The sequence below is a fragment of the Streptomyces sp. NPDC053673 genome (assembly GCF_055585225.1).
The window spans coordinates 55,887-75,071 of sequence record NZ_JBVJKN010000001.1; the positions used below are offsets into that span (position 1 = coordinate 55,887).

17 protein-coding genes and 2 pseudogenes are annotated in these 19,185 nt (G+C 73.0%); 11 read left to right on the forward strand and 8 right to left on the reverse strand.

The features are described from left to right. Positions 1–17: 17 nt before the first annotated feature. Together ACZ6ZQ_RS00320 and ACZ6ZQ_RS00325 are read left to right on the forward strand one after the other, a co-directional pair. Positions 18–791, forward strand: coding sequence for a creatininase family protein (locus ACZ6ZQ_RS00320; protein WP_469766297.1), 774 nt, complete (start codon positions 18–20; stop codon positions 789–791). After that, a pseudogene (locus tag ACZ6ZQ_RS00325) lies at positions 788–1,462 on the forward strand (RibD family protein); the annotation flags it as partial. The gene ACZ6ZQ_RS00320 and the pseudogene ACZ6ZQ_RS00325, both read left to right, overlap by 4 nt. Before the next feature lie 171 nt (positions 1,463–1,633). Here the strand turns inward: ACZ6ZQ_RS00325 and ACZ6ZQ_RS00330 are convergent. The 5 genes and pseudogenes from ACZ6ZQ_RS00330 to ACZ6ZQ_RS00350 all read right to left on the reverse strand — a co-directional run. Beyond that, a pseudogene (locus tag ACZ6ZQ_RS00330) lies at positions 1,634–2,536 on the reverse strand (lysylphosphatidylglycerol synthase transmembrane domain-containing protein); the annotation flags it as partial. 26 nt (positions 2,537–2,562) lie between these two features. Next, positions 2,563–3,495 (reverse strand): methyltransferase domain-containing protein, encoded by a 933-nt coding sequence (locus ACZ6ZQ_RS00335; protein ID WP_469766298.1) that lies wholly within the window; start codon positions 3,493–3,495, stop codon positions 2,563–2,565. After that, positions 3,492–4,586, reverse strand: a complete 1,095-nt coding sequence (locus ACZ6ZQ_RS00340) for a glycosyltransferase family 4 protein (RefSeq protein WP_469766795.1) — start codon at positions 4,584–4,586, stop codon at positions 3,492–3,494. The genes ACZ6ZQ_RS00335 and ACZ6ZQ_RS00340 overlap by 4 nt, the downstream gene beginning before the upstream one ends. 59 nt (positions 4,587–4,645) lie before the next feature. After that, positions 4,646–5,044: a 6-pyruvoyl trahydropterin synthase family protein gene (locus ACZ6ZQ_RS00345; protein WP_469766299.1), complete on the reverse strand. Its 399-nt coding sequence runs from the start codon at positions 5,042–5,044 to the stop codon at positions 4,646–4,648. A 223-nt stretch (positions 5,045–5,267) separates the two neighbouring features. Next, complete coding sequence (locus ACZ6ZQ_RS00350; RefSeq protein WP_469766300.1) at positions 5,268–6,296, reverse strand: zinc-dependent alcohol dehydrogenase; 1,029 nt, start codon at positions 6,294–6,296, stop codon at positions 5,268–5,270. 110 nt (positions 6,297–6,406) lie between these two features. Between ACZ6ZQ_RS00350 and ACZ6ZQ_RS00355 the strand changes: the two genes are divergently transcribed. Next, a complete protein-coding gene (locus ACZ6ZQ_RS00355; RefSeq protein ID WP_469766301.1) occupies positions 6,407–7,165 on the forward strand; it encodes a CDP-alcohol phosphatidyltransferase family protein in 759 nt (252 codons plus the stop codon). Positions 7,166–7,191: 26 nt separating this feature from the next. Here ACZ6ZQ_RS00355 and ACZ6ZQ_RS00360 read toward each other — a convergent pair whose 3' ends face one another. Continuing rightward, entirely contained in the window at positions 7,192–9,012 is a 1,821-nt protein-coding gene (locus ACZ6ZQ_RS00360; protein WP_469766302.1) for an alkaline phosphatase family protein, read from the reverse strand. Between the two features lie 178 nt (positions 9,013–9,190). Next, entirely contained in the window at positions 9,191–9,934 is a 744-nt protein-coding gene (locus ACZ6ZQ_RS00365) for a hypothetical protein (RefSeq protein ID WP_469766303.1), read from the reverse strand. Between the two features lie 105 nt (positions 9,935–10,039). Between ACZ6ZQ_RS00365 and ggt the strand changes: the two genes are divergently transcribed. The 5 genes from ggt (at position 10,040) to ACZ6ZQ_RS00390 (ending at position 15,653) form a co-directional block, all read left to right on the forward strand. After that, complete coding sequence (gene ggt / locus ACZ6ZQ_RS00370) at positions 10,040–11,875, forward strand: gamma-glutamyltransferase (RefSeq protein WP_469766304.1); 1,836 nt, start codon at positions 10,040–10,042, stop codon at positions 11,873–11,875. A gap of 138 nt (positions 11,876–12,013) precedes the next feature. Next, complete coding sequence (locus ACZ6ZQ_RS00375; protein ID WP_469766305.1) at positions 12,014–12,679, forward strand: hypothetical protein; 666 nt, start codon at positions 12,014–12,016, stop codon at positions 12,677–12,679. Between the two features lie 94 nt (positions 12,680–12,773). After that, the gene (locus tag ACZ6ZQ_RS00380) at positions 12,774–13,004 is read left to right on the forward strand and encodes a ferredoxin (protein ID WP_469766306.1); all 231 of its coding nucleotides are present in this window, start codon (positions 12,774–12,776) and stop codon (positions 13,002–13,004) included. After that, the gene (locus tag ACZ6ZQ_RS00385) at positions 12,994–14,388 is read left to right on the forward strand and encodes an NAD(P)/FAD-dependent oxidoreductase (RefSeq protein ID WP_469766307.1); all 1,395 of its coding nucleotides are present in this window, start codon (positions 12,994–12,996) and stop codon (positions 14,386–14,388) included. Before ACZ6ZQ_RS00380 ends, ACZ6ZQ_RS00385 begins: the two co-directional genes overlap by 11 nt. 26 nt (positions 14,389–14,414) lie before the next feature. Continuing rightward, on the forward strand, positions 14,415–15,653 hold the full coding sequence (locus tag ACZ6ZQ_RS00390; RefSeq protein ID WP_469766308.1) for a cytochrome P450: 1,239 nt from the start codon (positions 14,415–14,417) through the stop codon (positions 15,651–15,653). Between the two features lie 48 nt (positions 15,654–15,701). Here ACZ6ZQ_RS00390 and map read toward each other — a convergent pair whose 3' ends face one another. Then, positions 15,702–16,469, reverse strand: coding sequence for a type I methionyl aminopeptidase (gene map / locus ACZ6ZQ_RS00395; RefSeq protein WP_469766309.1), 768 nt, complete (start codon positions 16,467–16,469; stop codon positions 15,702–15,704). Between the two features lie 41 nt (positions 16,470–16,510). On the opposite strand from map, the gene ACZ6ZQ_RS00400 reads away from it, so the two are divergent. The 3 genes from ACZ6ZQ_RS00400 (at position 16,511) to ACZ6ZQ_RS00410 (ending at position 19,059) form a co-directional block, all read left to right on the forward strand. Next, positions 16,511–16,762 (forward strand): helix-turn-helix domain-containing protein, encoded by a 252-nt coding sequence (locus ACZ6ZQ_RS00400; protein ID WP_469766310.1) that lies wholly within the window; start codon positions 16,511–16,513, stop codon positions 16,760–16,762. A gap of 305 nt (positions 16,763–17,067) precedes the next feature. Beyond that, on the forward strand, positions 17,068–17,457 hold the full coding sequence (locus tag ACZ6ZQ_RS00405; protein ID WP_469766311.1) for a PPOX class F420-dependent oxidoreductase: 390 nt from the start codon (positions 17,068–17,070) through the stop codon (positions 17,455–17,457). Between the two features lie 96 nt (positions 17,458–17,553). Then, complete coding sequence (locus ACZ6ZQ_RS00410) at positions 17,554–19,059, forward strand: UL36 very large tegument protein (protein WP_469766312.1); 1,506 nt, start codon at positions 17,554–17,556, stop codon at positions 19,057–19,059. Positions 19,060–19,185 lie beyond the last annotated feature (126 nt).

A 19,185-nucleotide genomic window follows, 5' to 3' on the forward strand; every position in this document is an offset into this window, starting at 1 on the left:
AAGAAAGGGTCGGGGACATGAGTGGCCCGTATGCGCGACCGCCGGAATGGGGACTTCTGCCGCTGGAGACGACGGAGGACGCGGGGGCGGCGCGGGCCCGGATCGCCGTTCTGCCCGTGGGTAGTTTTGAGCAGCACGGACCGTACCTCCCCCTGATGACCGACACCATCATCGCCTGCGCCGTCGCCAGGGAGATCGCCGCAGCGTATCCGGTCCTCCGGCTGCCTCCGCTGACCGTCTCCTGCTCGCACGAGCACGCCGACTGGCCGGGCACCGTCAGCATGTCCGCCGCGACCCTCCACGCCGTCGTCCGGGACATCGCGGAATCGCTTCGCCGTTCCGGCGTCGCCGCACTGGTCCTGGTCAACGGACACGGCGGGAACTACGTCCTGCGCAACGTCGTGCAGGAGTCCGTGGGCAGCGGCACGCGCATGGCGCTTTTCCCCGGCTCGGACGACTGGAACGCGGCAAGGGACCGGGCCGGCGTACAGACGCCGTCCCACACCGATATGCACGCGGGTGAAGTCGAGACCTCGATCCTGTTGCACGAGGACCCGGAACTCGTCCCCTCCGGACATATGACCTCCGATTTCGTCGCCGACGACCGACGGCATTTGCTCACTCTCGGGATGCGGGCCTACACAGCGACCGGAGTCGTCGGCCGTCCGTCCTTGGCAACTGCCGAGAAGGGAAAGGAATTGCTGGCCGGACTCGTCGATTCGTTCGCCGGGTATTTCTCGCTCCTGGACCCGGCCGCGTCCCCGGACCCGGCCTCGCGGGGCACCCGATGAGCGGGACCGCCGCGGGGCGGCGCGCCCGCACGCTCGACGCGCCGGGAGCCTGGGACCTGCTGCTCGGACTGCGGACCGAGGCGGAGGCCGAGGCCGCCGGACTGCTGCGCGACGCCGACGGCCGGCGCCGCTGGCGGGACGCGTCGCACGAGGCGGACGTCCTCGCCGACCGCTACCTCCCCCTGTGCCTGGCCGGCCCCCGGTTCACCTTCGCCCAACTGGGCCAGAGTCTCGACGGTTTCATCGCGACCCGGAAGGGCGACGCCGACTACGTCACCGGCGCGCAGGACCGTGAGCACCTGCACCGCCTGCGCGCACTGTCCGACGCCGTGGTCGTCGGTGCCGGCACCGCCGTCGCGGACGATCCCCGGCTGACGGTCCGCGCCTGTGCCGGGCCCAACCCGGTGCGTGTCGTCCTCGACCCGCACCGCCGGGTGCCGACGCGACACCACGTGTTCACCGACGGGGCGGCGCCGACCCTCTGGGTGGTGAGCGCCGACAGCGAGTGCGGGCGCGCTGCTGCGGACACCGAGGGCATGAACGGCGTCGACGTGCTGGTCCTCCCCGACACCGCGGCGTTCGCCCCTCGGCGCCTGGTGCACGAGCTCGGGCGCCGCGGCCTGGGCCGTGTGATGGTGGAGGGCGGCGGCGTCACCGTGTCGCGCTTCCTGCACGACGGTGCGCTGCACCGGCTCTACGTCACCGTGGCACCGGTCCTGATAGGCGACGGTGTCCCAGGGCTCGGCTTCCCCGGCCCCGACCTGATGCGGGACGCGCTGCGGCCGCCGGTGCGACGGGCCGCCCTCGGCGAGGACACCCTCTTCGAACTCGACCTGCGCACGCCGCAGTCCGCCGATCCACTCGACGGCGAGCACGACGACTCCGGGCAGGGCCGCGGCGAACGCGAGCAGTCCGTAGGCCACGGCGACGGCCAGCCCCTGGGCGGAGCCCAGGCCGGCAGCTCCGAACGCCCAGGCGGTGACTCCCTCCCGGGGGCCCCAGCCGCCGATGTTCAGCGGTAGCACCATGGCGAGCAGCGCGAGCACCATCAGCGGCAGCAACCGGGCCGCCGGCGCCGTCGATCCGGCAGCTCGGGCGGCGAGGAGGAACAGGCCGAGGTGCCCCGCGAGCACGGCCACCGACGAGACCAGCACGCCCGGCCAGCTGCCCCGGGCGAGGAGCCCGAGGCGCGCCTCGGCGAGCGTGGTCCGGGCCGCGCGGCGCCACCGCGAGGTGCCCGGCTTCCCCCGGCGCCTTGCCACGCCCACGACCACCAGCCCGCAGACCGCGGCGACGGCAGCGGCGGCTCCCGTCGTCGCGGTGAGCCGGACCGCCTCCGCGGGGGCGGGGGCGACATGCGCGATCAGGAGCGTCGCACCGGCGGCGACGAGAACGGCCTGCCCCGCGATCCGTTCGAGCAGGACCGCCCGGACGCCCCGGCCGACGGCACCGGCGTTCCGTCCGTGCCGTACCGCGCGGTGGACGTCTCCGAGGACACCACCGGGCAGCGCCGCGTTCAGGAACAGCGCGCGGTAGTAGTCCGCCACGGCCCGGCCGAGCGGCAGCCTGATGCCCAGACCACGGGACACCAGGCACCAGCGCCACGCACTGAGCACGGTGGTGAACAGGCCGAGGCCGAGGGCGGCGAGCAGAGCGGAGCCGTCGATCCCGTGCAGCCCGTCCCGCAAGGCGCCGGTGCCCTGCCACCACAGCACCGCCGCGAGGATCCCCGCTCCGGCGAGCATGCCGAGGCGGGCCCGGACCGCGCGGATCACGAGGCGCCGCCCGTCCGCCGGGGCAGGGCGAGTACGTCACTGTGGTGCACCACCACAGCCAACTCGCCCGCCTCGCACGCCGCCAGACGCCGCCGCAGATAGGCGTCGGCGCGGGACGCGAGCTCCGGCCGCTGTTCCCGCGCGGCGCCGACCCAGCCCCGCAGCCACTCGGCGGTCAGTTCCGTCATCAGCGCCGCGTCGCGGGCGCCCGGGGCCGCGTCCTGCAGTCCGGCGGCCGCCCGGGAAGCGGCACCGAGACGCCACGGGCTGGTGTGCACCTGTACGGTCATGCCCTGACGGGCGAAGGCCACGGAGGCCGCCGCGACGGCGTCGGGCCCGAGCAGCCGGCGGCCGTGGTCCACCCGGCGCTGATGGGCGTTGAACGCGTCGGTGATCTCGGCGTCCATCGGATCGGCCGGGGTGAGGTCGACCCGGCCCAGCACGGACAGCGCCAGCAGTGCCGGGCAGCCGGCACCGGCGCAGGCCGCGACCAGCCCGTCCAACTCCTCGCGGGTGAGCACGTCCAGCAGGGCCGAGGCCGTCACCAGCGAGGTGCCGGCGAGGCCGTCCGCCGTCAGCCGGGCGATGTCACCACGCTCCGTCGTGACCGTGACCGGGCTGCCGTCCGCCGCCGTACGGGGCAGCCGGCCGGCGGCGAGGTCGAGCAGCTCGGGGTCGTGGTCGTGCAGGATCCAGTGCTGCGGCCCGTTCAGTCGAGGTGCCAGCCAGCGTCCCATGGAGCCGGTGCCGCAGCCGAGGTCGCGGATCGCCAGTGTCGTGTCCCGGCCCGGCCGGTGCCCCGGGCCGGCGGGGCCCGTCAGATGGCGGCGCAGCGGGCCGAGGAGTTCGGGCGCGCGGGACGCGGCGTCGGCGGCCTCACGCAGGGCCAGCCACTCCGGTGCGTAGCGCGTGACATCGGTCGTGGTCATGCGGCCTCCAGGGGTTCCTGCCGGATCTGTTCCAGCGCCTTGGCCAGGCTCCGTGACGTGGTCTCCCAGCCGGCCAGTGCGGTGCGCCGCCGTCGCGCGGCGGCCTTGGAGCGGTGCCGTTCGCCGGGGTCGCCGAGCCAGCGGCGCAGCGCCGCGGCGAGTGCCGCCGGATCCTCCGGCGGCACGAGGGTGCCCGGCACACTGCCGTCGGGTGTGTGCCCCATCGCCTCCGGGACTCCGCCGACGGCCGTCGCCAGTACGGGAACGCCGCGCGCGAGCGCCTCGGTCACGGCCATGCCGTACGTCTCGGCGCGCGACGCGAGCACGAGGAGGTCGGCGGCGGCGTAACTCGCGTTCAGCCCGGGGCCCTTCCGGGGGCCGGTGAGGTGCACCCGGTCGCCGAGACCGAGTTCGCGGATCAGCTCCCGTACCCGGCCGACGTAGCCGGGACTCTGGCCCAGCCCGCCGACGCACTCACAGGTCCACGGCTGGTCGGCGACCGACGCCAGGGCCCGCACCAGCAGATGCTGCCCCTTGCGGGGGGTCACCGACGCGACGCACAGCAGGCGCGGGGGCCTGCCGGTGCCGGATGCGGTAGCGGTCCCGGCACCGGTCGCCAGGGGCGCGATGTCCACTCCCGGGGCGGCGACATGGACCCGGGCGGGGCTGAGGCCGTGGTGGTCCACGAGCCGGCCCGCTGCCCACTCGCTGGTCGCCACGACCGCTGCCACGGCCCGCAGTGTCCGGCGCTCGCCCTCGTCCAGCGCCGCGGCCACGTCCGGGGCGAGGCCGGTCTCGTCGCCCAGTGGCAGGTGCACCAGCACCGCCAGGCGCAGCCGTTCGGCCTCGGGGACGACGACCTCCGGGACACCGCAGGCGACGAGTCCGTCCAGGAGGACGAGGGAGCCGTCCGGCCAGGCGCGCAGCGTCCGGGCCAGTTCCTCGCGCGCCTCGGCCCCGGGGTTCGGCCAGTCGCCCGCGACGGTGTGCTCGTGCACCTGCCAGCCGAGCTGCGGCAGTTCCCGGCACACCCGGCGGTCGTAGGTGTTGCCCCCGCTCGGTGACGCCGGATCGTCGACGCCTGCCGGCATCACGACCCGGACGGAGCGGCCGGGCGGGGCGGAGGCGGCCGCGCCGTTCGCTGCCCGGCTCACACGGCCCGCTCGTAACTCGCCCACGCGATGTGTGACTCGTGCAGGGTGACGGTGATGCCGGTCAGGCCCCGGGCGCCCTCGCCCAGCGCTCCGGCGTGCACCCGGTCGGCCAGGCGGTCGGCGATGACCTTGGCCAGGTACTCCGTCGAGGTGTTGACGCCGGCGAACTCGGACTCGTCATCGAGATTGCGGTAGTTGAACTCGCCCACGACGGCGTTCAGTTCGCGGGTGGCGAGACCGATGTCGACGACGATGTTGTCGGCGTCCAGCTCGGGACGCCGGAAGGTGGCGTCCACCAGATAGGTGGCTCCGTGCAGACGCTGGGCGGGTCCGAAGACCTCGCCGCTGAAGCTGTGCGCGATCATCAGGTGCTCGCGGACGGTGACGCTGAACAAGTGCGGTGACCTCCCGGTCGACGGTTCCGGCAGCCGACGGCTCTGCCTGCCCTTCACTACGGCCGCAGTGTCTCGTGCGTTCAGAGGACCAGGTCATCGGGTACCCGGGTCGCTCGGAACCGGGCCGTACGGGGCCCGTGCCGGGTTGCCGGACCGTCCGGGGACCTGTGCCCGGTTGCCGTGTTGCCGGCTCGCCGGGTTGCAGGTCGCCGGTCGCCGGTCGTCAGGGCCCGACGGTGCGGGCGGCCCCGGGCCGGACGCGATCGACGGCCGTGTCCGCGTCGTACCGGACGCGGTGGCACAGCCCGGGAAGGTCCCCCGCGGTGATCCTGGACATCACGGACGGCAGCTCATCGAACGCGCATTCGCCGGTGATCAGTGCGTCGAAGGCCGGGTCGGCGAGCAGGTCGAGCGAGAGCGCGAGCCGGTCGGCGAAGGTCCTGCGAGAGCGCCGCGCCTCCGCGACCCTGCCGACCTGACTGCCGCGCAGGACCAGACGGCCGGAGTGGAACGCCTCTCCCAGCGGGAGGCTGATCCGCCGGTCGCCGTACCAGCTCAGCTCCAGGACCGTGCCCTCCGGCGCGAGCAGTTCCAGGGCGCGGGTGAGTCCCGCCTCGGTCGCGCTGGCGTGGACGGCCAGGTCGCAGTCCCCCAGGGCGTCCTCGGGGAGCGCGAAGTCGACACCCAGTGCCCCGGCCACGGTGGCGCGGGCGGGATCGGGGTCGACCAACTGGACGCGGACGCCGGGGTACCGGGAGACGAGAGCCGCGACGGAGCAGCCGATCATGCCGGCGCCGACCACGGCGATTCGGTCGCCGACCATCGGCGCAGCGTCCCACAGCGCATTCACCGCGGTCTCCACCGTGCCGGCCAGCACCGCCCGTCCGGCCGGGACGGTGTCCGGCACGGGGGCCACGGCACTCGCCGGGACGACGTAGCGGCTCTGGTGCGGGTGGAGACAGAAGACCGTGCGCCCGACGAGGTGCCGCGGCCCCTCCTCGACCAGGCCGACGCTGAGATAGCCGTACTTGACGGGCCCGGGGAACTCGCCGTCCTGGAACGGCGCCCGCATCGCGGAGTACTGGCTCTCCGGTACGCCCCCGCGGAAGACCAGGCTCTCGGTCCCCCGGCTCACCCCGGAACAGAGCGCGCGCACCACGACGTCGTCGGCGCCCGGCTCGGGCAGCGCCACGTCCCGGATCTCGCCGTTGCCGGGGGAGCGGAGCCAGAAAGCACGTGCGGCGCGCTCCATCGACGGCCTCCTGCTGAACGCTCGCGGGTTGATTTACGTTCTGACAATCATGACGGCGCGCACACAGTACGCGGCGGGCATCGACTCTGTCACACGGCCGGAGGTACGCAGTGGCCCTGAGCGGCACGAACAGCACGAAGGCGCTGATCCCGGAGACGGCCGTGGGAGCGGGCGCGCAGATCCTGCTGCTGGCCGTGCTCGGCACGGCGACCGGATTCGGCCCCGCCGGATGGCTGACCGGCCTGGCCTTCACGGTCGTCACCTGGGCCCTGCTCACGCGTGCGCTGCGCCGTTCGCGGGGCGGACCGTTCGGTCCGGCCAACAGCGTGACCCTGGCCAGGACGACGCTTGTGGGGGGTGTGACGGCGCTGGTTGCCGAGTCCTTCGTGAGCCGTCCGCCGACCGTGCTCCTCGCCGTCCTCACCACGGTGGCGCTGGTCCTCGACGCGGTGGACGGCCAGGTCGCACGGCGCACCGGGACGGAGTCGTGCTTCGGAGCACGCTTCGACATGGAGGTCGACGCGTTCCTCATCATGGTGCTCAGCATCCATGTCGCCATGCCGATGGGCGCCTGGGTGCTGGTCATCGGAGCCATGCGCTACGCCTTCGTCGCGGCGGCCCGGGTGCTGCCGTGGCTGCACGGGCCGCTGCCCCCGAGCCTGGCCCGCAAGACGGTGGCCGCCCTGCAGGGGATCGTCCTCCTCGTGGCCGCCGCCGGGATCGTCCCGCGCCCGGCCGCGTACGTGGCCGTCCTCGCGGCGCTGGCATCGCTCGTCTGGTCCTTCGGACGGGACGTCAGGTGGCTGTGGGTCGTGAGGATCCGGGACGGCGCGGCCGTGTCCCGGGGGGCGGCGCACGCGAGGACGTGACGTGAACCGCCCCGCGCCCCGGGCGGTCAGGGGGACGGCGCGGCCGGAACGGACGGAGCGGCGCCGGGCTGCGGACCGTAGGCGGTCAGGAAGCGGTCCCGGAACGTGTCCATCCGCCAGACCGGAGCCCCGGGGCCCGGTGCCAGGCCCTCCTGCCAGCCCCATCCGGAGATCCGCCGCAGCACGGCCGGGTCGCGGGCGACGACGCTGATCGGTACGTCCCGGCCGAGTTCGCCGTCGGTCACCGTCCCGACGGGCTGGTGGTCGCCGAGGAAGACGAGCACGGTGTCGTCGTCGCCGTACTTCTCCACGTAGGAGATCAGGCTGGTGAGCGAGTACGTGATGGCCCGCTGGTACTCGGTACGCACCTGGTCGGGGTCCCTCCACACGTCCTCGGGATCCTTGCCCTCCTTCTTGACGGAGTGGTAGATCGAGCCGTCGCCGATCTCCTCCCAGCCGAGCGTTCTGGGTATCGGTGCCCAGGGGTTGTGGCTGGAAGCGAGAACTATCTCCGCCATCAGCGGCTCGTGGTCCCGTTTGCCGTGCTCCAGGCGTTCGAAGGCCGCCAGGCTGAACTGGTCGGGTACGGGCGTCCAGCTGAACTTCGGTCCCTGGTAGCCGAGGTTCCGGGAGTCGTAGACGTGGTCGAGACCGTAGAACCTCCCCTCCGGCCAGGACCGGGTGACGCCCGGCATGATGCCGACCGTCCGCCAGGCGCCTGCGTTCCGGAAGGCGCCCGTGAGGGTCAGCCGGTCGCTCGAGGTGAGGCTGCGGTAGCGCTGCTGATTCTTGATCCACAGGCCCGACATGAAGGTGGAGTGGGCGAGCCAACTGCCGCCGCCCGACGTCGGGGAGGTGAGAAAGGCGCTCCGGGAGAGGAAGCCGTCCGCGCGCAGCCGCCGGGTCCCGTCCGCGAGCACCGCCCTGGTCTGCGGCGCCATCCGGGGATCCTGGACCGCGCTGCGCCCGTAGCTCTCGATGAAGACGAAGAGGACGTCCTTGCCGCGCAGCCCGGTCAGCAACTGGTCGGCCGGGGTGCCGCGGAAGGCGTCGACGTCGGCCTCCTCCGAGAACGCCTGCCGGTCCTTCAGGCCCGCACGCACCTGGAGCGCGTGCTCCTGGGCGAACTCGGCCGTGGCGCGGGAGGCGAGCGGCACGGCGGCGATCTGTGTGCCGAACGCCGCGCAGGTGACCCAGGCGGTCCCGAGCAGGAGCGCCCCACGGCCGGCCGCGGCGCTGTGCCGGACGGCGACGCGGCTCAGCCGGACGACGGCCAGGGCCATGAGGACGAGCAGGGCGAGCACCAGGACCACGACCCCGGCCACGGCGGCTATCGCCCCGGTCGTCCCGGCGGAGTCGCTGAGGAACGCCTCGGCGTCGTCGAGCAGAATCCAGTCGAGCACCGGGTCGAACGGGCGGTCGAGAACCGAGTAGAAGCCCATGTCGAGCAGCTTCAGGACGGTCAGCAGGCCCAGCCCCGTCCCCGCGACCACGGCGGCCGCCCGCCTCCATTTCGGCCGCAGGACGAGCAGTACGGCCGTGCCGAACACGGCCTCCACCGGGATGCGGACGAACGCGGCGGGCGTGAGGCGGGGGAGTTCGTCCGGCAGCAGGAGGGCGACGTGCACGAGCACGGCGGCCAGGACGGTGGTGCCCCGGGTCACGGCCCGTGCGGCGCGCGGGTGCTTCTTCCGCCGGCCGTCGGGGACGGACCCGCCGGGGTCGTCGCCGTGGCGCACGGCGTCGGCGTCCGCCGGCTGCTGTGGCGAGCCGCGCCGTGGAGAGTCCTCCTCCGTGACGACGGCATCCTGGTCCGGCAGTTTTCGAGAGTGTGTCCAGAGCGACACCCGAAGGTCCTTCCGTGCGGATCGCGTTGACGGCACGGCGAACCTGACCCGTGGGCCCGGGGCCGCGGTTACCCGTACGGCCTGCCGACGGCATCCGTTCAAGTACGGGCGACGACGGGCGACGACGGGCGACGCCCGGGCCCGGGCGTCGCACACCACGCCGCTTCCCCGAGAGACCTCAGTCCTTGGCGCGGTGCGAGTTCCGGACAGCGGGCAGCGGCTCCTGCGCGGCACGGGTCACGTCGGCGACGAGCTCGACGACATCGGGCCCGTACGCCTGGGTGTTGACGACCTTGAGCAGCAGGACGAAGGAGCTGCTGCCGTGCTTGCGGGCCAGCTTCTGGTGGTGGCGGGCCAGATAGCGGGTGGCCGCCTGATTCGTTATCGCGCGCTGTCCGCAGAAGAGGAAGACCGGTCTGCCGGCCTCGCCGGCGGTCAGGCGCGCCAGGATGACGTACTCCGTGGTGCCCGCCTCCAGGCGGTAACGCTCGGAGCCGATCTGGAAGGCGCCCCGGTCGGGGCCCGGCTCCACATCCGTGTTGATCTTCACGCCGGGGAGGAGGGAGGAGAGATGGGCGGCCATCCGGCGATTGGAGTACGGGCCGCCGACGCAGAACTCCGTGCGCTCGCCGAATCCCTGCTGAGCGACATCGTGCTGGACGATCTGGGCGTTCGCCCCGCAGTCCTTGATCAGGGCGGAGAGTTCGAGCAGGGCGAACACGTCGAAGCGGTGGACCGCGCCCTCGCTGCCGGCCTCGCGATTGACGACGAGCAGACACTCGGAATTGCCGGGCAGACCGAAGAAGGCCTGCTTGCGGCGGAGCTTACGGCGCCACAGATACGTCCGGGCGAGCCAGCCGAGCGAGGCACTGATACCGGCGGCCACCACACCGAGCACGATGTTGCGCAGGTCTTCATTCATGGGCGCGCATGCTAGCGGGCCGTGCGGAACAGTGTTCGAGGCGGTCCTGACGAGCGGCGTACGGTGAAGTTACGCTCCGCGGACGTTCGCTGACCGGAGGTACGGATGCGTAGGAGTGCCGCTCGTCTCGTCACGATACCCGCCGTCGCGCTGGCGGTGCTGTCCGTAGGTGCGGCCGCGCCACCGACGCCGGCCCCAACCCCGGCCCCGGCCCCGGCCCCGGCCCCGGGTGTCCCGGTGAAGAAGCCGGTGGCCGTCGGCTACGGGGGAGCGGTCGCGAGCGTCGACGCGGACGCCTCGGCCGCGGGCATCGAGGTGCTTCGGCGCGGTGGCAACGCGGTGGACGCGGCGGTGGCGACGGCCGCGGCGCTCGGCGTCACCGAGCCGTACTCGGCGGGCATCGGCGGGGGCGGCTTCTTCGTCTACTACGACGCGAAGACGCGCACGGTCCACACGATCGACGGGCGGGAGACCGCGCCGCGCTCGGCGGACGCCTCGCTGTTCGTGGAGAACGGCAAGCCCATTCCCTTCGAGGAGGGCATGACCAGCGGCCTCGGCGTCGGCAGCCCCGGCACACCCGCGACCTGGGACGCGGCGCTCGACGCATGGGGAAGCCGGCCGCTCGGTCAGCTGCTGAAGCCGGCGGAGCGGCTTGCGAAGGACGGCTTCACCGTCGATGCGACCTTCCGCTCCCAGACCCAGGCGAACGAGGCGCGGTTCCGCGACTTCCCGGCCACGGCCGAGGTGTTCCTGCCCGGTGGGCAGCTGCCGGTGGTCGGGTCCGTGTTCAAGAACCCGGATCTCGCGCGTACCTACGAGGAGATCAGGCGCGAGGGCACCGGCGCGTTGTACCGGGGCCCGATCGCCCGGGACATCGTCGACACCGTACGAAAGCCCGGCGTACGGGAAGGCGCGACGCGCATCGTGCGGCCCGGTGACCTGACCCTGCGGGACCTGGCGGCGTACGAGACGCAGCAGCGGCGGCCCACGAAGGTGTCGTACCGGGGACTGGACGTGTACGGCATGGGTCCGGCGTCGTCGGGCGGTACGAGCGTGGGCGAGGCCCTGAACATCCTGGAGCGGACGGATCTGTCGGGCCTCTCGGAGGCGAAGTACCTGCACCGCTTCGTCGAGGCGAGCCGCATCGCGTTCGCGGACCGCGGGCGGTGGGTCGGCGACCCGGCGTTCGAGGACGTGCCGGTCCGGGAGCTGCTGTCGCAGCGGTTCGCCGACTCGCGCGAGTGCCTGATCCGCGACGACGCCGTGCTGACGAGCCCGCTCGCCCCCGGTGACCCGCGCAACCCGGCGGCGTGCGCGAGCGGCGGTACGGCGGCGCCGACGACGTACGAGGGCGAGAACACGACGCACCTGACCGCGTCCGACAAGTGGGGCAACGTCGTCGCGTACACCCTGACGATCGAGTCGACGGGCGGCAGTGCCATCACCGTCCCCGGGCGGGGCTTCCTGCTCAACAACGAGCTGACGGACTTCTCGTTCGCCCCGGCCGATCCGGCGGTCCACGACCCGAACCTGCCGGGGCCCGGCAAGCGCCCCCGCTCCTCCATCTCCCCGACGATCGTCCTGGACGACCGTGGCCGGCCGGTGCTGGCCCTCGGCTCCCCGGGCGGCGCGACGATCATCACCACGGTGCTCCAGACGCTGACGGGCGTCCTCGACCGCGGGCTTCCCCTGGTCGACGCGATCGCCGCCCCGCGCGCCAGCCAGCGCAACCAGCCGACGACAGAGCTGGAACCGGCGCTGTGGAACAGCCCGTTGCGGGCGGAGCTGGAGGCACTGGGCCACGCGTTCCGCCAGAACCCGGAGATCGGGGCGGCGACGGGTATCCAGCGCCTGCCCGACGGCCGCTGGCTCGCGGCGGCGGAGAAGGTGCGACGGGGCGGCGGCTCCGCGATGGTGGTCCGCCCGGCAGGCACACCGTAGGACCCGGGGCGGGTACGCGGGCCGGACCGGTCGGACACCGGTTCCGGCCCGCTGCGCTGTCACCCGCACGGGCGGTCCCGGTGGCGCCGCCGGGGACGAAGCCGCTTGCTGGTGAGGGGGGAGAAAGCGAGCGGCCCCGTGGACGCGAACGAACAGCGGATGGCGACGCCCCGGGCTGCGGGCGTGGCCGGGATCATCTTCGCTCTGCTGCTCGCGGCAGCGATCGTGCTGGTCCGGCTGGCGCTTCCGGAAGGGGCCGAGAACGCCGACGCCGGTGCGTTCGACGACCCGTCGAGCCGCGAGGCGGTGCACACGGCGCTCGGGCTCGTTCCGTTCGCCGGCATCTTCTTCCTCTGGTTCATCGGCGCCCTGCGTACTCGGGTCGGGGACGCGGAGGACAGGTTCATCGCCACCGCGTTCCTGGGCAGTGGCCTGATCTTCGTGGCCACGCTCTTCGCCGCCGCCGCGGCCGCCGACACCGTGCTGGCCACGGGAACCGCCACCACGGGCACGAACCCACCGCACGTGGGGTTCGGACGGGACTTCGCGTACACCCTGATGACGACCTATGCGATGCGGATGGCGGCCGTGTTCATCTTCACGACCTCGGCCATGGGGCGTCGCCTCGGCGCCCTTCCGCGCCCGCTCACGATCCTGGGATATCTCTGCGGTCTGACGCTGCTCCTCGCGCCGCGGGGCATTCCCTGGTCCGAACTGGTCTTCCCGTTCTGGGCCCTGATCATCAGCGTCCACATTCTCCGGGCCGGGCTGCGGTCCCGGCCCGCCCCCGTCGGCGTTCCGTGACCGTCACTCCTCCGGCTCGCCACGGCGAGCGGGGACACGCTCGCACTCCCATGCTGATGTCGGGGAAAGACCAGTCCAGGAAGGACGGATCTCGGTGAGGCTTGTCGTCGATCTCAACCGATGCCAGGGGTACGCGCAGTGCGCGTTCCTCGCTCCCGATGTGTTCGCCATGCACGGCGAAGAGGCGCTGCTCTACAACCCGCACGCAGACGAGGAGCAGCAGGAGCACGTGGCGCAAGCCGTCGCCGCGTGCCCGGTCCAGGCCATCAGCGTCGACAAGCTCGACGGGGACACGCCGGCGGAGGAGGCGTCACATGCACAGTGACGGATTCCTGCCATGGCTCAAACGCGAAGGGCGCATCGTGATCGTGGGCGCCTCCCTCGCCGGTCTGCGAGCTGCGGAAACCCTGCGGGACGATGGCTTCGCCGGTTCGCTCACACTGATCGGCGACGAGCCGTACGAGCCCTACGACCGGCCCCCGCTGTCCAAGCAGGTCCTACTGGACGTGGCGACCCCCGAACACACCGCCCTGCCCCGGCGCCGGAAACTGGACGCGCACTGGCGGCTCGGCGTCCCCGCCGCCGGGCTGGACATGGCGTCCAAGCGGGTGCGGCTGGCCGACGGCGACGAAGTGGAGTACGACCGGCTGCTCATCGCCACCGGCGTACGCGCGCGCCCGTGGCCGAAGGAGATGGAAGCCGGGCTCGACGGCGTCTTCGTCCTGCGTACCCGCGACGACGCGACCGCGCTGCACCGACGGCTCGCGGCAGGACCCCGCCGGGTGTTCGTGATCGGCGCCGGCTTCACCGGCTCGGAGATCGCCTCCGCCTGCCGTGAGCGCGGCCTGCCCGTCACCGTCGCCGAACGCGGAGCCGCGCCTCTCGTCGGCGCGCTCGGCGGCGTCGTCGGCGAGGTCGCCGCCGAGCTGCAGCGCGAGAACGGCGTGGACCTGCGCTGCGGTGTCATGGTCACCGCCCTGGAGGGCGACGCGGCGGGACGGGTCCGAGCGGCCCACCTCTCCGACGGTTCCACCGTGGAGACCGACGTCGTCGTCGTCTCGCTCGGCGCGACCCGCAACACCGAATGGCTCGCCGGCTCCGGACTCGGCGCCGGCCCCCGCGGAATCGCCTGCGACGCGGGCTGCCGCGCCTTCGACATCCGGGGCATCGTCACGGACGACATCTTCGTGGCCGGTGATGTCGCACGCTCCCCGCACCCGCTGTTCGGCTACCAGTTCCTGTCCCTGGAGCACTGGGGCAATGCCGTCGCCCAGGCCGAGACCGCGGCGCACAACATGGTCAGCGACAGCGTCGACCGACGCCCGCACATGTGGGTGCCCGCCTTCTGGTCCACCCAGTTCGGGGTGAACATCAAATCGGTCGGTGTGCCGTCCATGGGCGAGGAGATCCTCATCGCGCAGGGCTCGCTCGCGGAGCACAGATTCGTCGGCGTGTACGGGTACCAGGACCGCGTCATCGGCGCCGTCACCTTCGACCAGACGCGGTGGCTGCAGTTCTACGAGGAACTGATCGAGCGGACCGCGCCGTTCCCTCCGCCGTTCCCCACCGTGGACCGCCGGACCGAGGGCAAGCGTCCGCAGCCGGCCGATTTCCCCGACCCCTCGGTTCCCACGCATGGTCCGACCGTCACCGTCAGCGGCTATTCGCCGACCGACCGGCGGATCACCTTCACCCCCGGCCGGCACTGACCCGCGAGCGACCACAAGGACTCGTCATGACCCAAGCCACGCTCCTGCGGCAGATCATCGACTACAAGAACCGTTCGAACCCGTATCCCCTGTACTCGGAGCTCCGCAAGACGCCGGTGGTCGACGAGGGCGACGGCGCGTACGTCGTGAGCACCTACTACGAGATCCGGAGTCTGCTCCACGATCCGCGGGTCAGTTCCGACGCACGCAATCTGGCCTCGCCGGCCCCCAACGACCTGACCCCGCAGGAGGAGGAGTCGGCCCTGCCGCCGAGCTTCATCCGGCTCGACCCTCCGGAGCACGACCGGCTGCGGCGCATGACGAACCGCTCGTTCGGGCCGCCGCACTCGCCGCGTCGCATCCACGAGATGCGCGGCGAACTCGCCGGGATCGTCTCCGGCCTCATCGACGGCATCGGCGACCCGGGGCGTATCGATCTGGTCGAGCAGTTCTCCTATCCCTTCCCCGTGACCGTGATCTGCCGGCTGCTCGGTGTACCACGAGAGGACGAGTCGCGCTTCCACGTCTGGGCCGACACGCTCGCCGCCAGCCTGGATCCCACGCCTGGGCAGGACCCGACCGAGCGGAACCGGATCGCCCACGAGGCCCGTACGCAGCTGGGCATGTACCTGGCCGGGCTGATCGAGGAGCGCCGCAAGAACCCCGGCCACGACATGCTCTCCGAGCTGGCGACCGGCACCCACGGACCGGACGGAACCCTGACGACGATGGAGGTGCTCAGCACCGCGGCCCTGCTGCTGATCGCCGGCCATGAGACGACGGTCAACCTGATCACCAACGGCATGCTCACCCTGCTGCGCCACCCGGAGGTGCTCCAGCGACTGCGGGAGGACCCGGGGCTGGCTGTCCCCGTCGTGGAGGAGCTGCTGCGCTACGAGCCGCCCGTACAGCTGGTGCCGAACCGCACCACGCTCACGGACATCGAGATCCGTGGCGTCACCATCCCGAAGGGAGCCTCGCTCTGGCTCGTCGTGGCCTCGGGCAACCGCGACCCGCAGCGGTTCAACGACCCCGAACGGTTCGACCCGGACCGGAAGGACATCCAGCATCTCGGCTTCGGCAGCGGTATCCACAGCTGCTTCGGCGCGCCGCTGGCCCGGCTGGAGGCGCAGCTCGCGCTGAGCGAGCTGGCGCGCAGGCTCGACAACCCCCGTCTGGTCGAGGATCCACCGGAGTACCGGCAGAACGCGGTGCTGCGAGGCCCCCGCCATCTGAACATCGTGTGCGACGGCATCCGCCCGTAGGTCGTCCCTTCGACGTTCCGCCCGCCCGGCGGCGTCCGGCAGGCGCGGTCAGAGGGCGGTGAGGATCCGCGGGCCGTCGTCCGTGATCGCCACCGTGTGCTCGGCGTGCGACGCACGGGAGCCGTCCGACGTGCGGAGCGTCCAGCCGTCGCGGTCGGTGCGGTGGCCGTCGCCGCCGCCCCCGATCAGCATCGGCTCGATGGCGAGCACCATCCCGTGGCGCAGCGGCATTCCGCGGCCCGGGCGGCCCTCGTTCGGCACGCCCGGATCCTCGTGCATCGTGCGGCCCACGCCATGGCCGCCGTAGCCGGACAGAATCCCGTAACCCGCGGCGCGGCACACGCGGCCGATCGCATGGGCGATGTCCCCGATGCGGTTGCCGACGACCGCCGCGGCGATGCCCGCCTCCAGGGCCTCGTACGCGGTGTCGATGAGGCGTACGTCCGCGGGGCGGGGGCGGCCGACGGTGAAGCTGATGGCCGAGTCGCCGACCCAGCCGTCCAGGACGGCGCCGCAGTCGATGCTCACGAGGTCGCCGTCGCGGAGCCGGTAGCCGCCCGGGATGCCGTGCACGATCGCGTCGTTGACGGAGGCGCAGATGACGGCGGGGAAGGGCGTGGGGGCCCAGTCGGGCCGGTAGTTCAGGAAGGGCGAGCCCGCACCCGCCTCGCGCAGCACCGCGCGGGCGGCTTCGTCCAGGGTCCGGAGCGTGACGCCCACGGCAGCCTTGTCCCGTACCGCGGCCAGTGCCTGGGCGACGACCCGGCCGGCGGCTCGCATGGCGTCCACGGATGCGTCTGTCTTGATCTCCACCATGCCAATTACTATACCGGTTGAGGCGGTATTAGAATGACGCCATGGTGCGCACCCCCCTGACCCCCGAAGAGCGTGAACGCGGCGAGCGGCTCGGCCGGCTGCTCCGTGAGGCGCGCGGCACACGGAGCATGGTGGACGTCGCGGCGGCCGCCGGACTCTCCGCCGAGACCCTGCGCAAGATCGAGACCGGCCGCGCCCCGACCCCCGCCTTCTTCACCGTTGCGGCGCTCGCCGGGACGCTGGGCCTGTCCATGGACGAGCTCGTCGCGCGCTGCGCGCTCGTGTCCGTGTAGAGGTCGTCCTGCGCGGCGGCCGCCGGTTGTACCCGGCCGTGGCGCGGCGACCCGACCTCGGCCGGCGGCGCGATCACCGGATCCGCGTGCGGGGCCTAAGGGCAGCCCTGAGCAAGGACTGCGGGCGACGAGAACCCGCCACGCGTCGCATACGAAAGCATCCCGCTCGGCCGCTCGCTGCTCGGACCGCTCGGCACCGCCCGCGCCTGGTCACGGGTTCATGTGGCAGGGACGGCCGAGACGGCCGGGATTGCCGAGGCCCGTGAGGCCTGCCGGTGCGGCGCGGCGGGGCGTAGTCTCGCGCCGTGGACCTCCAAGAGCTCAACCGCGCGAAGTACATCAGCCTCACCACATTCCGCAAGGACGGGACGGGCGTCGCAACCCCCGTGTGGTTCGCCGTCGAGGGCGGTGAGCTGTACGTCTGGACGCGCTCCGACTCATGGAAGGTGAAGCGGCTGAGCAGGGACAGCCGCGTCACCGTGAGCGCGTGTGACGTGCGCGGCCGGGTCGTGGAGGGTGCGCCGTCCGCGGAGGGCACGGCGCGGCTGCTGGGCGACGCGGACATGAAACGGGTCAGGAAGGCCCTCGCCCGCAAGTACACCTGGCAGTTCTGGCTCGTCGACCTGCCGGCCGCCGCCGTACGGCTCGGCAAGCGCCCGCACACCGGCATCGCAGTGACGCTCGGGCCGTCTTGAGGTGTCCGCCCCGCCGACGAAAACTCCGCGTAGCCGGGCCGTAACACGGCTGAGGTCGAATGCCTACGGACCGTAGGCGGAGGGCGGGCAGACGTCATGGTGCATCAACTCCCCGTGGAAGCAGGGGTGTTCGCGCAGTACCTGAGAGAGCTGACGGAGCGGCTCGACCGGGGGAGCGGCTGGTACGGAGTGTTCTGGCAGCGCGACCCCGACGGGCTGCTGGCCTGCCTCGACGGCGCCGAGATCCCTCCGTGGGACGTGGTGGAGTCGCTGCTCCACGACCTCGCGGCCGACGAAGGCGAGACCGTGCGCGCCCGGGCGCTGCACACCGCCGCGGCTGCCGCGCACGACCGCCGCGGGGGCGGCCGGGAGGCCCTCCAGGAGCGCCTCGAGGGGATGCTCCGTGAACAGCTGTACGCGGCGGACCGCGGTCAGGAGCTCCTGCGCCGACTGGCCGCCCTGCCCGAGGGCACCTCCGAGTACCAGCGCCTCGCGCACGACCTGTCCTGGACCAACGACGACCACACCCGGGCGACGGCTCGCTGCGCGGAACTGTCCGCCCGTCTCGCTGCCCTGGCGCCCGCTGCCACGGCGCCGGAGTGGGTCGACGGGGCACCGCACGCCCCGGGCGGCCCCGCAGGAGCGGGGCCGGGTGCGCAGCCGGCATCGGCGTTGCCCGGATCACCGCCCGACTCGTGGTTCCGGCCGGGCGGCGGCGACGTGGACGCTCCGGTGGCGCGCGACACGGGAACCTCCGACGCCGGAACTCCCGAAGCCGGAACCTCCGACGCCGGAAAGCCCGGGGCCCCGGACGACCCGTCGGGCGACGGCCGTCGTGGGGCGCGGAGGTGGCTCGGGGGGAAGCGGCGCCCGCGAGGGGCCCGGTATGCGTGGCTGGACGGGAACAGCGACGGAGACGAGGGCGAGGCCGTCGTCGTCCCTGTGCTGCCCGTTGCCGAAGAGCGGCCGCGGGGGGCGCGGTTCGGCGGAGGCGATGACCGTGAAGAGGTGCCGCCCCAGCGCGTCGCGCGCGGCCACCAGGGGGCGGGGGCGGGGGCGGGCGCGGACGCCGAGGCGCGGCGCGCCGCCGGCCGGACCGTGGCCGCTCTCGTGCAGCTTCGCGCCGAGGGGCGCGGCGGTGAGGCGCACGCCGTGCTGTGCGAGGCCGCCGTGGGCCCCGCCGCCTGGCTGCCGGTGCTGGCGGCGGAGCTCTACCGCGCGGGACTCGGCGCGGATTGGGCCACGCTGCTCTGGGAGGTGGCGTCGCTGCCGCCCGCGCAGCTCGCCGCCGCCGCCGGCGCGCTCGCCGCGGCCGGGAGGGCCGAGGACTGCGGGCATCTGCTGCGCCAGGGTGTCTCCCGCCCCGCCGCCGAGATCGCCGACGCCGTGCTCCTGCTCACCGAGGCCGGCGACCGCAGCGAGGCGGACGCCCTGCTCGCCGCCTTCGTCCGGGCCCGTAGCCCGGAGGACGCCGCACAGCTCGCCGCTCCCGACCCCCGCGGACTCGTGCCGCAACTGCTCGTCGCGGCCCGCGGGGTGTCCTCCGACCACGAGCGCGATCTCGTGCACGCCCTGCGTGTCGCGGGACTCATCAGCGCCTGAAAACATACGGTATACGCTTGTATGTCGACTGCTTGAGTGCGAAACATGATCGACACTGCGGGTTGACGACGATGGTCTTGCCCCCGTGTGTGACGGGGCTTACGTTCTCCTCCTACGTACCGCGTC

Bases quoted from the DNA above. Each gene is read 5' to 3' on its own strand.
- ACZ6ZQ_RS00320 (WP_469766297.1), top strand. From the start codon at position 18: ATGAGTGGCCCGTATGCGCGACCGCCGGAATGGGGACTTCTGCCGCTG.
- ACZ6ZQ_RS00335 (WP_469766298.1), bottom strand. From the start codon at position 3,495: ATGACCACGACCGATGTCACGCGCTACGCACCGGAGTGGCTGGCCCTG.
- ACZ6ZQ_RS00340 (WP_469766795.1), bottom strand. From the start codon at position 4,586: ATGCCGGCAGGCGTCGACGATCCGGCGTCACCGAGCGGGGGCAACACC.
- ACZ6ZQ_RS00350 (WP_469766300.1), bottom strand. From the start codon at position 6,296: ATGGAGCGCGCCGCACGTGCTTTCTGGCTCCGCTCCCCCGGCAACGGC.
- ACZ6ZQ_RS00365 (WP_469766303.1), bottom strand. From the start codon at position 9,934: ATGAATGAAGACCTGCGCAACATCGTGCTCGGTGTGGTGGCCGCCGGT.
- ggt (WP_469766304.1), top strand. From the start codon at position 10,040: ATGCGTAGGAGTGCCGCTCGTCTCGTCACGATACCCGCCGTCGCGCTG.
- ACZ6ZQ_RS00385 (WP_469766307.1), top strand. From the start codon at position 12,994: ATGCACAGTGACGGATTCCTGCCATGGCTCAAACGCGAAGGGCGCATC.
- ACZ6ZQ_RS00390 (WP_469766308.1), top strand. From the start codon at position 14,415: ATGACCCAAGCCACGCTCCTGCGGCAGATCATCGACTACAAGAACCGT.
- map (WP_469766309.1), bottom strand. From the start codon at position 16,469: ATGGTGGAGATCAAGACAGACGCATCCGTGGACGCCATGCGAGCCGCC.
- ACZ6ZQ_RS00400 (WP_469766310.1), top strand. From the start codon at position 16,511: ATGGTGCGCACCCCCCTGACCCCCGAAGAGCGTGAACGCGGCGAGCGG.
- ACZ6ZQ_RS00410 (WP_469766312.1), top strand. From the start codon at position 17,554: ATGGTGCATCAACTCCCCGTGGAAGCAGGGGTGTTCGCGCAGTACCTG.